This is a genomic window from Priestia sp. YIM B13491 (genome assembly GCF_042787605.1).
Classification (GTDB): domain Bacteria; phylum Bacillota; class Bacilli; order Bacillales; family Bacillaceae_H; genus Priestia; species Priestia megaterium_E.
The window spans coordinates 1-13,438 of record NZ_JBHZOR010000021.1 but is presented as its reverse complement, the minus strand read 5'-3'; the positions used below and the strand labels follow the sequence as shown (position 1 = coordinate 13,438).

The following is a 13,438-nucleotide window of genomic DNA, read 5'->3' as shown; positions in this document are numbered from 1 at the left end:
GGAGGAATATGTAATGTCAAAACAAAATGTATCAGTTTCTATGAAAAAGCCTTTTCCAAACAGTCACAAAGTATATGTCCAAGGATCCAGAGAAGACCTTAAAGTGCCTATGCGTGAAATTCATCAGTCTCCTACTACAGGATCTTTTGGGGAAGAAGAAAATAGTCCCGTACGTGTATACGACACGAGCGGTGTTTATACAGATCCCTGTTATGAAATTAATTTACAAAAAGGATTACCGGCTCTGCGCGAAAAGTGGATTGCAGAACGAAACGATGTAGAAACATATCAAGGCCGTACGGTTCAGCCACAGGATAACGGTTATTATGACGGTGATCCAAGAGATCAGTACGAGCGCTTTATCACTAAACGTTTACCTTTGCGCGCGAAAAAAAATCAAAATGTAACGCAAATGCACTATGCGAAAAAAGGAATCATCACGCCCGAAATGGAATTTATCGCTATTCGTGAACAGATGAATCCTGAAGTTGTGCGTGAAGAAGTAGCAAGAGGACGTGCAATTATCCCTAATAATATCAATCACCCTGAGAGCGAACCGATGATTATCGGCCGCAAATTCCATGTGAAAATTAATGCTAATATCGGAAATTCAGCTATTCGTTCAGCTATTGAAGATGAAGTAGAAAAAATGACATGGGCAACGCGTTGGGGAGCCGATACAATTATGGATCTATCAACAGGAAAGGATATTCACACAACACGCGAATGGATTATCCGCAACTCGCCTGTTCCTGTAGGGACCGTTCCTATTTACCAAGCGCTTGAAAAAGTAAAAGGCGTAGCAGAAGATCTAACGTGGGAAGCATACCGCGATACATTAATTGAACAAGCAGAACAAGGTGTTGATTACTTTACTATTCACGCAGGTGTTCTTTTACGTTATATTCCCCTGACAGCGAAACGTACGACAGGTATTGTTTCACGCGGAGGATCCATCTTGGCGCAGTGGTGTTTAGCTCATCATGAAGAGAACTTTTTATATACTCGCTTTGAAGAAATCTGTGAAATCTGTAAAGCATACGATATTGCTATTTCGCTTGGCGATGGGCTACGTCCTGGTTCCATTGCAGATGCTAATGATGAGGCACAGTTCGGTGAATTAGAAACGCTTGGTGAATTAACTAAAATTGCTTGGAAACACGATGTTCAAGTTATGATTGAAGGTCCTGGACATGTTCCAATGCATCTCATCAAAGAAAACGTAGATAAACAAATGGAAATATGCCAGGAAGCTCCCTTCTATACTCTTGGACCGCTTACAACCGACATCGCTCCAGGCTATGACCATATTACATCAGGTATTGGTGCTGCAATGATTGGCTGGTTTGGGACAGCTATGCTTTGCTACGTAACGCCAAAAGAACATTTAGGACTCCCGAATAAAGAAGACGTTCGCGAAGGCGTTATCACCTATAAAATTGCTGCGCATGCTGCTGACCTAGCAAAAGGCCATCCAGGAGCACAAAAACGCGATAATGCTCTGTCTAAAGCAAGATTTGAATTTAGATGGAATGATCAATTTAACCTGTCACTAGATCCAGAGCGCGCAAAAGAATATCACGATGAAACACTTCCCGCTGAAGGTGCTAAAACAGCCCATTTCTGTTCAATGTGTGGACCTAAATTCTGTTCGATGCGTATTTCTCAAGATATTCGTAACATGGCTCAAGAAAATGAAAAAGATGTAAACGAAGTAAGAAAAGAAGGAATGAAAGAAAAAGCTAAAGAGTTTGTTAACAGTGGTTCAAATATCTATCAATAATGAAGTAGAACAGCTTAAAAAACAAATTAAGCAGCTTGAAGGAAAGTTATTATTTGTTCAGCAAAATTGTCAGCACATTATCGTTGAATCCTCACATTCTTCCGTAAGACGCTGCATTAAGTGTTTCTATCAACAAGATGCAAAAAGGACTTCGTAAAGAAGTCCTTTCATCTTTTTTTGAAACGTGCTTTCAGCATGTTCTTGATCCAATATAGTATTTTAATAATAACCCAGCCTATAAATGTACCTAGCGTATTCAAAAAGATATCATCAATATCAAATACTCGTTCCGTTAGCTTGTACTGTAAAATTTCAATCAGAAAACTGATTAAGAAACCAGTCGTAAAGACTTGAATAAAACCGTCAAACCACTTCATAAACAACGGAATAAACATTCCAAGCGGCGCAAACATCACGATATTTCCCAGTATATTTGTCAGAGTGAGCATTATATTACCGCTGTCCCACATCAGACGGATTGTACTAAATAAATCCAAGTTCATTGCTTTTCCGTAAACATGTTCGTTTTCCCGTATGAGAGTAGCATAAATGACCACTGCCGTATACGCAATAAATAGAGTGAACATGACTTTTTTAACAATTGACCTGATGCTTACATTCACTTCAACATCACCTTCTTTGACTCCCAAAACCATTTATTATTATCTATATGTACCCGTCCACTGCTTTCATTCGTAGTGAATGCATTTATATGCTTTTTTATCCTATCACATCAATAAATAAATACAATTCCCTTTATACAATTTTATTAAACTTGATTCTTTATAAATAAAAACCCTCATTATTTTATGCTACTCATTTCATTAATTTCTACATCTATAAATAATAAGAAGCAGCGAGATAACACTTCGCTGCTTCTTATTTAATCTGGATAATAAGGATTCAAATGGATTAATACTTCCTGAATATTATCATGCTTTTTCATAAGTGTAGCTTTGATTTCTCGTCCTAAATCATGACCTTCCTTAATTGTTTTAAAGTGGTCAATTGAAATACGTACATCCACTAATATGTAATGGCCATGTTCTCTTGCTCGAACGCGATCAATCCGCTTCACATCTTCAAATTCATAAATACTTTCTTCAAGTTCTTTCAGTAGCTCTTCATCAATATTGCCTTCCATTAAGATTTGAAAAGACTCTCCCATCATTTGTCTGGCAATGTTAAAAATTAAATAAGCAACAAAGATACTTGCTATTTTATCTCCGTATAACAGCAGTTGAACATCCATTTTATCACCAATAATGGATAATAAAACACCAATTGCCGCTGCAATAGAAGCAACAATATCTGCTTTATGATCAAATGCAATTGCCTCAATTGCCTTACTGTGGTGCTGCTTGGCTACGTTTAAAGAATAACGGTACAACAATACCTTTGCTATGTATGAAATAACAGCAATCCACATGGCTAAAATATTTGGAGATTCAACCGGATGGAATAAACCAACGACTCCTTCAAATACCACATAAAATGATACAAGCAATAAAATAATTCCTACAATTCCTGAGACAATTACTTCTGCTTTTCCATGCCCGTATGGATGATCATCATCTGCTGGCTTATTTGCTACTCGTATAACCAACAAGACAATAATAGAGGCAAATACGTCCGCTGCAGAGTGAATACCATCAGCAAATACGGCATCACTATTTCCAATCCATCCTACTATTACTTTTCCTAGCGTAAGGGCAATATTGCTCCATACGCTAATCCATGCTACTTTTTTCGCAATGGACTCCCTTATACTATTATTCATTTGCACACCTCGACTTACTTCTTGAAAAATCAGCTTTTTTATCTTATCACTGTTCATTCAAGTGGGTCTAGAGCAACCTATTTTCATTTAGCTATATATGTTTCAGCACCGCAAAATTACTGATAATCCACAACATATCTTTCTTATTTCTCTGCCAACTTCTTACGATCAGTTGCCATTGGAGGTTCTTCCATCCACCCTTGCTCAATCATAATTCGAATTCCATCTTTTCCGTACTTCCCTATACGCCCAATTAGCTGAGAAAATTCTACTGCTACATCCGAACGGAAGGCCATAGACAAACCAGCACCGCAGTTATCAATAGCGATCGTCACCGCTGTAGAAGTATGATACATCATCAGCTTATCTGAAAACGGTGAAATCGTTGAGTTGGTTACATATGCATCAAGCAGCCTCGGACTTGGTAAATCAGCTTCAGACAGTAATTCGGTGAAGTGCTTGATTTGCTTACTTGCAAGCTTGACTCCATCAAAAAAATAAGAGCGTAATTTTTGTGTGGTAGCTACTTGACTAAAGGCCAGCATCAGCGTTTTACCTAATACATTTGTATTAACAATTTCTTGAATAGCGGTAACCTCTAAAGAAGTTAAAGGATGCATTTGAGAGAAAAATGGTGATATAAATGTTTTTTCGTCCACAAAATTCACTTTTACAGGATAAGGAATAACCGGAGGTCTCATCAGCATGCTTTTTCTTAAAATAACGTGGTTAGAATTCTCTAAAAGAATGTCGCTTTCTTTTACACATCGAGATAAGTGGTCATAAATATCTTGCCTTCTCACTGCGCTTAGCGCTCTGGCATATTTCTTCATACCTCCAATGGCCATTTCGTTTACATAAATAGCCATAAAAATATCATCGAATAAAGCAGGAACTCCTTTGTTCACATCTTGTTCCCCAAACCCTACTGGAATTGGAATTTTTTCTGAACTGAATAATTCCGTCAATTCGTCTACATGAGTTTGTGAAAACTGATGTGCTTTTTTTAAAAGTTCCTTAATCTCTGGATCTTTTACAACAGATAGAAAATATCCAAGAACGCATACATACAGCGTATCGCCTAAATATTGCGCCCATAAGTAACCTAACTCGGCTGCATTCAACCGCTGATTTTGTTGATGTTTTTGCATTTCACTCTTTATATTTTCGTTCATTCACTTATTCTCCTTTTGGATAAAGTCGTACTTTTACTATCTCCAAAGAAGCGCTGAATAAACCGCATAAAAAAGACCTAGATAACAAGTCTAGGCCTTTTAGGTTATGCATATTTTTGGTCTTCGGTCTCTTTTCTAAAAAAGCTTTTCATCGCATGAAAAACGTCTGATTTTTGTTTTAAAATAAAGTGTCTAAAGCTTTCGTCTTGAATGTTTTTGTACGCAGACATTAAAGTGGAATGTCGATTGTACTGATTCACTTCCCCATACCCAAACATATTTGACACTTTCATTAATTCATTTACTAACTTTACACACCTTGCGTTATCTGAAGTTAAGTTATCACCATCTGAAAAATGAAACGGGTAAATATTATAACGGCTCGGATCATACTTTTGGTTAATTAATTCAAGTGCTTTTCGGTAAGCAGATGAGCAGATGGTTCCTCCACTTTCTCCTTTGGAGAAGAAGTCTTCTTCTGACACTACTTTTGCCTCTGTATGATGCGCAATAAATTCAATTTCCACCGTTTCGTATTTCGTACGTAAAAAGCGTGTCATCCAAAAGAAAAAGCTTCGTGCCATATATTTTTCCCATATGCCCATCGAACCGCTCGTATCCATCATAGCTAAAACGACTGCTTTCGATTCTGGCTTTATAACTTCATTCCACGTTTTAAATTTTAAATCCTCCGGATAAATAGGATGAAAAGCAGGCTTTCCTGTCATTGCGTTTCGCTTATAAGCGCTCATCATCGTTCGTTTTTTATCAATATTCCCCATCAAACCTGTACGTCGTATATCATTAAATTCAATGTGTTCCACAACAATTTGATCAGATTCTTTTCGCTGAAGATTAGGCAGTTCTAATTGAGCAAATAAAGCCTCTTGAAGTTCCATGAGGGACACTTCCGCTTCAAAGTAGTCTTCTCCAGCCTGGTCACCTGCTCCTTGACCTTTTCCTGCTCCTTTTTGACCATCTCCAGCAGATCCGTCACGTGCTACTACATCCCCAACTTTACTGTCTCCATCACCTTGACCCACATGTTTGTTTTTATCATAATTGTACCGAATTCGATATTCATCCAATGATTTGATCGGGATTTTAACAACTTCTCTTCCATTGGACATCACGATATTTTCTTCTGTAATTAAGTCCGGTAAATTATTTTTAATGGCTTCTTTAATTTTTTCTTGATGTCTTTTTTGATCATCGTGGCCTTTACGATGGAGGGACCAGTCTTCTTTTGAGACAGCAAAACTTTTATCTACTTCTTTTCCCACGCTATTCCCCTCCTTATTTAAAAAACACCTGCACGTTTTTACTCGGCATGCATAAGCTATACCGAAAGTTTCTGACAAATACCTTTAGTTCAAAGGTTGGTTACTCTTATCCTATGCGTAAGAATGGTATACTTGCTAACTAATTCTTTTACTATTAACTATTCATTTTATAGTGTCTAGTGTCATGTATATGTTTATGACTTATCATATGATGGTTAAGTGCAATGCGTACTACACACTAGCCTAATTATGCAGAGTTTATTTTAAGAGATAAGAAAAACATGGCACAGATCGGAAGTGCCATGTTTTCTTGTTAGTACTGAGTTATCGATTTAACAAACTTCCTACATAGCGCAGCAGTTCATTAGCAGATACTGAATTGTATCCATGCTCATCAATCAATCGAGCCACTACTTCATTTACTTTCTTCAACTGCTGCTCATCTGGTGTTTTAGTGGACGTTGTAATTTTCACTACGTCTTTTAAATCTGCAAACAGTTTTTTCTGAATCGCTTCACGTAAGCGTTCATGAGAATTATAGTCAAATCGTTTTCCTTTACGTGCATAAGCGGAAATACGAATTAAGATTTCTTCGCGGAATGCTTTTTTCGCGTTTTCTGAAATACCAATTTGTTCTTCAATTGAACGCATTAATTTATCATCTGGATTTAACTCTTCTCCTGTTAGCGGATCACGAAGCTTATTTTTGTTGCAGTATGCTTCGACATTATCTAAATAATTATCCATTAATGTTTTAGCAGACTCTTCGTAAGAATAAACGAACGCTTTTTGCACTTCTTTTTTAGCAATTTCATCATATTCTTTACGCGCCAGAGAAATATAATTCAGGTAACGCTCTCGGTCCTCAGCAGAAATAGACGCATGCTGTGCTAACCCTTCCTTCAATGAACGCAGTACATCTAATGCATTGATTGATTTAATATCTTTTCGAATGATGGTAGATGAAATGCGGTTAATGACATAACGCGGATCAATACCGCTCATTCCTTCATCCGTATACTCTTTTTGTAACTCTTCTACGTCTGCATCGTTATAGCCTTCTACAGATTGACCGTCGTATAAGCGCATTTTCTTTAACAAATCGATATCGCCTTTTTTAGGCTCTTTTAATCTTGTTAACGTAGTAAAGATAGACGCAATACGTAGCGTATGAGGGGCAATATGAACATCTGATACGTCACTTTCACGAATCATTTTGTCATAAATTTTTTCCTCATCACTCACTTTTAAGTTATATGGAACAGGCATTACAATAATTCGTGAATGCAAAGCTTCATTTTTCTTATTGGAAATAAACGAGCGATACTCTGTTTCATTTGTATGCGCTACGATTAATTCATCTGCACTAATTAAAGCAAATCTTCCTGCTTTAAAGTTTCCTTCTTGGGTTAAAGAGAGTAAATGCCATAAAAATTTCTCGTCACATTTTAACATCTCCTGGAACTCCATCATTCCCCGGTTTGCTTTATTAAGCTCTCCGTCAAAGCGGTAAGCGCGCGGATCTGACTCAGATCCATACTCTGCAATTGTTGAAAAGTCAATGCTTCCTGTTAGGTCAGCAATGTCTTGAGATTTCGGATCAGAAGGACTGAACGTTCCAATTCCAGTTCGTTTGTCCTCTGAGAAGAAAATGCGTTCGATGATGACGTCTTCAATTCTGCCGCCATACTCTTCCTCTAATCGCATTGTATTTAAAGGAGATAAGTTTCCTTCAATTCGGATACCATACTCTTCAAAGAAGTCTTTACGTAAATGATGTGGAATTAAATGCAGCGGATCTTCATGCATTGGGCATCCTTTAATAGCGTAAACAGCTCCTCGATCAGTAAGCGAATAAGCTTCAAGCCCTCTTTTTAACATGGTCACTAGCGTCGATTTACCACCACTTACTGGACCCATTAAAAGTAAAATACGTTTACGAACATCTAAACGCTTTGCAGCTGGGTGAAAATATTCTTCCACCAAGCGTTCTAGCGAATCTTCAAGTCCAAACATTTGTCCACTGAAAAATTTATAATGTCTTTTACCATTTACCTCTTCAATTCCTGCATCCTTTATCATGTTGTATACTCTAGAGTGTGCAGGCTGAGCAATTAAAGGCTCATCTTTAATCAGCTTTAGGTACTCTTCAAATGTCCCTTCCCACTTAAGACGATTCTCTTCTTCGCGGTATCTTTCAACTTTCTTTAATATATCCATTAAAGGACCTCCCCTACTAGTTATGGTGCTAGTGAACAAGATTAATACAATCTATGCAGCAAAATGTTTGAACATGCTTTTTAAATTGTAAAATTCAGAAATTTGTCCTTGCTAGGCATTCACAGTGAAGTATTTATTAGCTATAATAAAAGAGTAAGAAGGAACGGTTAAATTTTATTAGAGAACTTACGTCTCTAGAAGAGTTATTTTGTCATTATTATCATCATGAGATATGGGAAGTCGGTTTTAACTGCAGTAGCTGTATAATCCTTTTAATTAGATTGAGGAGGAAAATCAATGCGCTTACTTTTAGTATTAGGAGTAACAATTGCTTTTTTAGCATCCATCTTCAGAGCGGGATACAATGATAAACCGGGCGTTAAAAAATAACCACTACATATCATCGTCGACATAAATAAAAAAGCGAGGTTCAAATTTTATTGAACCTCGCTTTTATTTAAGATAAACCAGCGTAATTTTGTTGACGCAGCGCTTCATAGATTAAAATAGCTGCTGTATTAGATAAATTTAAAGAACGAACATTTTCTGTCATCGGTAAACGAAGACATCTTTCCATGTTCTCTTCAATAATGTGCTTTGGCAGACCCTTTGTTTCTCTCCCAAATACGAAGAAATGATCCTGCTCTAAGTCACTATAATCAAATGTTGTATGTGGCTGTTGACCAAATTTTGTGATGAAGTAAAAGCCTGCTTCAGGATACTTTTCAAATACTTCTTCTAATGAATCATGATACACCACATTTACAAATTCCCAGTAATCCAATCCAGCTCGCTTTAACATTTTATCATCTGTTGAAAAGCCTAACGGCCGAACTAAATGCAGCGTCGTATTTGTTGCTGCACATGTTCGCGCAATATTTCCTGTATTTGCTGGAATTTCTGGTTGAAATAACACTACGTGTACTCCCACAAATTTTCACCTCTGCTAACAAATCTATTCATCATTATACCACTAACTTGCTAAAACGAAAGACTTACCGATCAACGATATGGAAAAAATCATACTTAATCTTTGGCGTGTAAGCCGTTGAATCTTCATAAGCCCAATATCTCATTCGACTATTATACGTGTTCGCATTCACAAGAGGCATACCGTGACCGTCTTTTGCTACAACAATCGTCGTATGATTCCATCTTCCATCTCCTTCAAAATCGTAGCAGATAACGTCTCCCGGGACAAGTTCGCTTGCTGAGGATTTCCTCACAGCCCGAAGTCCTGATTTGGAGTTACTTAAATAGCTGTGCATGGAATGAGCAACGGCCCAGCTATAGCTCCAGGCGTTCCCTCTCATCCACCATCCGTTTGCTTTTTTAGGATACCCCCGCATCGGCGCCTTTCCTGCATGCAAACACTGTGAGATATAGTTGGTGCAGTTTACCTCAAACTGCTTATAACTTTCATTAGGTTTATCCCAATGTTTTTCTGCATACTGAACAGCTGCAAGACGATCATAATAAGAGGCTCTTTCTTCGTCTTCCTCTACTTCTTCTACATCCATTTCACCCTCATCTTCAGAAAAATCCTTTACCAGCAGCTCATCTTGAATAAGTGTATCTTTATAAAAAAGAGCTAAACGATCTTCAATTTCTTCTTCTATATAGAAAAAATCGTTTTGTTTTAAAAATGCCTGAATGTGCACCTTATATAATACTCTTGTTTCTTCCTGATCCGTATGAGCAGATTGAATAGAACCTTTCATATTACATTTTAAAACATCAACTTCTCTTTTTTTTACAAGAGACCGCTTTAGCTCACACTGCTGTTCAATGAAAGGCTTAAAGTCTTCATGAAGCTCACCTTTTACATAGCTGTCCGCACGCGCTTTAATTAAAGTATATAATACATTCCTTTTTGTTAGCATAATGTCACCACTTTTCTAAGCGTTTATTATACGCTATGACTCATTAGCTAACTTTATCAATAAAAATACGGTTTAGATCTCTTGAAGCATCTCTATACCTTTTGACATTTCTTCAATTACTTCTTGGTCCTTTTCTTTTTCTCTTAAGTTCATAAGTGTATCTAATGCTTCTTTATCACCAATTTTGCCTAACGCCCATGCCGCCGTTCCTCTAATGACAGGGCGAACGTCATTTTTAATTAACTCAATTAAATCTGGAACAGCGGTTTGATCTTTAAAATGGGCAAGTGCAATAATGGCATTACGCTGAATTGGCTTTTTCCCTCTCCATGACCCTGAAACATGTCCAAATTTCTCTTTGAACTCACGATTACTCATCGTTAAAAGCGGTTTTAATTTAGGCTTCGCAAGTTCTGGGTCAGGCTCCATCTCAGGGTGAAAATGAAAGTCTTTGCCTTTATTTTCAGGACACACAGTTTGACATGTATCACAGCCATATAAACGATTGCCTAATTTACTTCGAAATTCTTCAGCTAAAAATCCTTTTGTTTGGGTTAAAAAGGCAATACATCGCTGCGAATTCAGCTGACCGCCTGTTACAAGCGCACCGGTAGGGCACACATCCACGCACTTATTACAAGTACCACAGCCGTCTTCTATCGGTTTATCAGGAGGAAACGGGATATCTGTAATCATTTCCCCTAAATACACGTAGGAACCGAATTCAGGTGTGATAATGGCACAGTTCTTACCGCTCCAGCCAATACCAGCTCTTTCTGCTACAGCTCGGTCCGACAGCTCACCTGTATCTACCATCGATTGAAGGATAGCTGCAGGTACTTTTTCTTTTATGAAAGCTTCAAGCTTTTGAAGCCTATCACGTAAAACCGTATGATAATCTTGTCCCCAAGAAGCACGGCAAAAGATCCCTCGGCGATCTTCCTTTGTGCTCTTTGGTGCATCCTTTAATTTAGAAGGATACGCAAGTGCAATTGAAATAATGGATCTAGCTTTTGGAACAACTAATGTGGGATCTACTCTTTTTTCAATATCAGGTTCCTCAAAGCCTGAAGCATAACCTAACTCTTGCTGTGCTAACAATCGATTCTTTAACTCATCAAACATAGAAGCACTCGCAAATCCAATCTTATCGATTCCAATCTCTTTGCTGTATGAAATAATTTCTTCCTTCAACTGATACGCATTCATAGTGAGTAATAGCCTCCCTTCTAAGAAATTCTATATATTCATGCATTGAACTGTTTTCTCACTCAATGAAATGATAGGATGGTATCTATAAACGAACAAATACTAATTATAATAGAAAGGATCAAAAAAATGAACTTTACATTATCACCCGCTATTAAACAGCTTTGCCCTTCTTTTAAAATGGGAATCATTCAGTATAAAAATATTGAAGTTGGCGATTCTCCTCAAATGCTAAAAGGACGTCTGCGCCTTTTTCAAGAATCCATTTATTTTGACCTTGAGTCAAAAAAAGTAACAGAATTTGAAGGTGTTAGCGAGTGGAGAAAGCTTTTCAAAACATTTGGAATGGACCCAAGTAAATACCGTCCTTCTATAGAAGCTTTAATTCGACGGATAGGAAAACAAACGTATCTTCCTTCTATCAATTCTGCCGTGGACATTAATAACTTTTTTTCATTGCAATATGAAGTACCAATTGGAATTTATGATTCTTCTAATTTAGAGGGCCACGTTGAATTTACTATCGGTAAAAAAGAAGAGTCTTACGAAGCTCTAAATGAACGTAACATTTCTTTAGAAAATAAAATCATTTCAAAAGATGCCCTAGGAGCTTTCGGAAGCCCTTATGTGGATTCTAACCGAGCGTACGTAACTGAAAAGACAACACAAGCTGTACAGTTCATCTATTTAAAACCTTCACTTTCAGAAGAACAGGCTTATAAACTAACTAAATCCTTAAGTGACATGTTCATTCAAATTCACGGCGGCGAAGCAACCTATCAAGTCATTAACTGATGTACGTAAATATAGCGTCTATCTTGAAAAGATAGACGCTATATTTACGCTAAAAATAAAAAACGCAACATCTCAGCTTTGAAAGCGAGACACTGCGTTGTGATAACAATATGTATGGAGCGGGTGATGAGAATCGAACTCACGACATCAGCTTGGAAGGCTGAGGTTTTACCACTAAACTACACCCGCAAATATTATCAAAATTTGTCGACCAATAAGTAAAAATAAAAACAGGAATCATCCTGTCAAGTAAAGCTAAAGTACCGATGGTCGGGGTCGAACCGACACTCCCGAAGGAACACGATTTTGAGTCGTGCGCGTCTGCCAATTCCGCCACATCGGCAAAATAAAAAAGGCAAGTTAAAATTATAAATGGTGCCGAGGGCCGGACTTGAACCGGCACGGTAGTCACCTACCGCAGGATTTTAAGTCCTGTGTGTCTGCCAATTCCACCACCCCGGCAGCTTGTAAATAAATGGAGGCGGCAACCGGATTTGAACCGGTGATAAAGGTTTTGCAGACCTCTGCCTTACCACTTGGCTATGCCGCCATTTACTCAAGACTAAATAACTTTATTAAAATTAAATTGGAGCGGAAGACGAGGTTCGAACTCGCGACCCCCACCTTGGCAAGGTGGTGTTCTACCACTGAACTACTTCCGCAAATATGGCTGGGCTAGCTGGATTCGAACCAACGCATGACGGAATCAAAATCCGTTGCCTTACCGCTTGGCGATAGCCCAATATTGGAATATGCATATCGTTTATAAATGGGGCGACTGATGGGAATCGAACCCACGAATGCCGGAACCACAATCCGGTGCGTTAACCACTTCGCCACAATCGCCACGTATATATGCAATGTTATTTTTATAATTGGCAGGGGCAGTAGGAATCGAACCCACACTGACGGTTTTGGAGACCGTAGTTCTACCTTTAAACTATGCCCCTGTAAATGGTGGAGGGGGGCAGATTCGAACTGCCGAACCCGAAGGAGCGGATTTACAGTCCGCCGCGTTTAGCCACTTCGCTACCCCTCCACAATAACTGGTGCCGGCAAGAGGACTTGAACCCCCAACCTACTGATTACAAGTCAGTTGCTCTACCAGTTGAGCTACACCGGCATTTTAAAAACAAATGTTTTTAAAATGGTGGCTCGGGACGGAATCGAACCGCCGACACAAGGATTTTCAGTCCTTTGCTCTACCAACTGAGCTACCGAGCCTTATTAAATTTAAAATGGCGGTCCCGACGGGAATCGAACCCGCGATCTCCTGCGTGACAGGCAGGCATGTTAACCGCTACACCACG

At 38.3% G+C, this 13,438-nt stretch carries 10 protein-coding genes and 12 tRNA genes; 2 read left to right on the top strand and 20 right to left on the bottom strand.

Annotated elements, in window-relative coordinates:
- Nucleotides 1-13: 13 nt before the first annotated feature.
- Nucleotides 14-1,783: a phosphomethylpyrimidine synthase ThiC gene (thiC, locus tag ACFX4E_RS27435; RefSeq protein WP_377238903.1), complete on the top strand. Its 1,770-nt coding sequence runs from the start codon at nt 14-16 to the stop codon at nt 1,781-1,783.
- A gap of 167 nt (nt 1,784-1,950) precedes the next feature.
- On the opposite strand, the gene ACFX4E_RS27430 is transcribed toward thiC, so the two are convergent.
- The 8 genes from ACFX4E_RS27430 to queG form a co-directional block, all read right to left on the bottom strand.
- Nucleotides 1,951-2,406, bottom strand: a complete 456-nt coding sequence (locus ACFX4E_RS27430; protein ID WP_224357742.1) for a VanZ family protein — start codon at nt 2,404-2,406, stop codon at nt 1,951-1,953.
- A gap of 260 nt (nt 2,407-2,666) precedes the next feature.
- On the bottom strand, nt 2,667-3,563 hold the full coding sequence (locus ACFX4E_RS27425; RefSeq protein WP_014461808.1) for a cation diffusion facilitator family transporter: 897 nt from the start codon (nt 3,561-3,563) through the stop codon (nt 2,667-2,669).
- A gap of 143 nt (nt 3,564-3,706) precedes the next feature.
- On the bottom strand, nt 3,707-4,738 hold the full coding sequence (locus ACFX4E_RS27420; RefSeq protein ID WP_028412690.1) for a DUF3231 family protein: 1,032 nt from the start codon (nt 4,736-4,738) through the stop codon (nt 3,707-3,709).
- 104 nt (nt 4,739-4,842) lie between these two features.
- Nucleotides 4,843-6,021, bottom strand: a complete 1,179-nt coding sequence (gene yhbH, locus ACFX4E_RS27415) for a sporulation protein YhbH (RefSeq protein WP_028412691.1) — start codon at nt 6,019-6,021, stop codon at nt 4,843-4,845.
- A 324-nt stretch (nt 6,022-6,345) separates the two neighbouring features.
- The gene (locus tag ACFX4E_RS27410) at nt 6,346-8,241 is read right to left on the bottom strand and encodes a PrkA family serine protein kinase (RefSeq protein WP_013055179.1); all 1,896 of its coding nucleotides are present in this window, start codon (nt 8,239-8,241) and stop codon (nt 6,346-6,348) included.
- Nucleotides 8,242-8,698: 457 nt separating this feature from the next.
- Nucleotides 8,699-9,172 carry a tRNA (uridine(34)/cytosine(34)/5-carboxymethylaminomethyluridine(34)-2'-O)-methyltransferase TrmL gene (trmL, locus tag ACFX4E_RS27405; protein WP_016762878.1) on the bottom strand — a complete coding sequence of 158 codons (474 nt, stop codon included), beginning with the start codon at nt 9,170-9,172 and terminating at the stop codon, nt 8,699-8,701.
- Nucleotides 9,173-9,236: 64 nt separating this feature from the next.
- Nucleotides 9,237-10,124, bottom strand: coding sequence for an amidase domain-containing protein (locus ACFX4E_RS27400; RefSeq protein WP_377238904.1), 888 nt, complete (start codon nt 10,122-10,124; stop codon nt 9,237-9,239).
- Nucleotides 10,125-10,196: 72 nt separating this feature from the next.
- A complete protein-coding gene (gene queG / locus ACFX4E_RS27395; RefSeq protein WP_033580873.1) occupies nt 10,197-11,333 on the bottom strand; it encodes a tRNA epoxyqueuosine(34) reductase QueG in 1,137 nt (378 codons plus the stop codon).
- Nucleotides 11,334-11,462: 129 nt separating this feature from the next.
- On the opposite strand from queG, the gene ACFX4E_RS27390 reads away from it, so the two are divergent.
- Complete coding sequence (locus tag ACFX4E_RS27390; protein ID WP_377238905.1) at nt 11,463-12,128, top strand: B3/B4 domain-containing protein; 666 nt, start codon at nt 11,463-11,465, stop codon at nt 12,126-12,128.
- Between the two features lie 115 nt (nt 12,129-12,243).
- Here ACFX4E_RS27390 and ACFX4E_RS27385 read toward each other — a convergent pair.
- The 12 genes from ACFX4E_RS27385 to ACFX4E_RS27330 all read right to left on the bottom strand — a co-directional run bounded on the left by ACFX4E_RS27385 (nt 12,244) and on the right by ACFX4E_RS27330 (nt 13,437).
- A tRNA-Gly gene (locus tag ACFX4E_RS27385) sits at nt 12,244-12,317 on the bottom strand.
- Nucleotides 12,318-12,389: 72 nt separating this feature from the next.
- Nucleotides 12,390-12,471 (bottom strand) — tRNA-Leu (locus ACFX4E_RS27380).
- 30 nt (nt 12,472-12,501) lie between these two features.
- Nucleotides 12,502-12,590 (bottom strand) — tRNA-Leu (locus tag ACFX4E_RS27375).
- A gap of 14 nt (nt 12,591-12,604) precedes the next feature.
- Nucleotides 12,605-12,678, bottom strand: a tRNA-Cys gene (locus ACFX4E_RS27370).
- Between the two features lie 37 nt (nt 12,679-12,715).
- Nucleotides 12,716-12,790: transfer RNA gene (locus ACFX4E_RS27365), tRNA-Gly, on the bottom strand.
- A gap of 5 nt (nt 12,791-12,795) precedes the next feature.
- Nucleotides 12,796-12,870, bottom strand: a tRNA-Gln gene (locus ACFX4E_RS27360).
- A gap of 28 nt (nt 12,871-12,898) precedes the next feature.
- Nucleotides 12,899-12,974: transfer RNA gene (locus ACFX4E_RS27355), tRNA-His, on the bottom strand.
- Nucleotides 12,975-13,004: 30 nt separating this feature from the next.
- Nucleotides 13,005-13,078 (bottom strand) — tRNA-Trp (locus tag ACFX4E_RS27350).
- Nucleotides 13,079-13,083: 5 nt separating this feature from the next.
- A tRNA-Tyr gene (locus ACFX4E_RS27345) sits at nt 13,084-13,167 on the bottom strand.
- Nucleotides 13,168-13,175: 8 nt separating this feature from the next.
- Nucleotides 13,176-13,251: transfer RNA gene (locus ACFX4E_RS27340), tRNA-Thr, on the bottom strand.
- 25 nt (nt 13,252-13,276) lie between these two features.
- Nucleotides 13,277-13,352, bottom strand: a tRNA-Phe gene (locus tag ACFX4E_RS27335).
- A gap of 15 nt (nt 13,353-13,367) precedes the next feature.
- Nucleotides 13,368-13,437, bottom strand: a tRNA-Asp gene (locus ACFX4E_RS27330).
- Between the last annotated feature and the right edge of the window lies 1 nt (nt 13,438).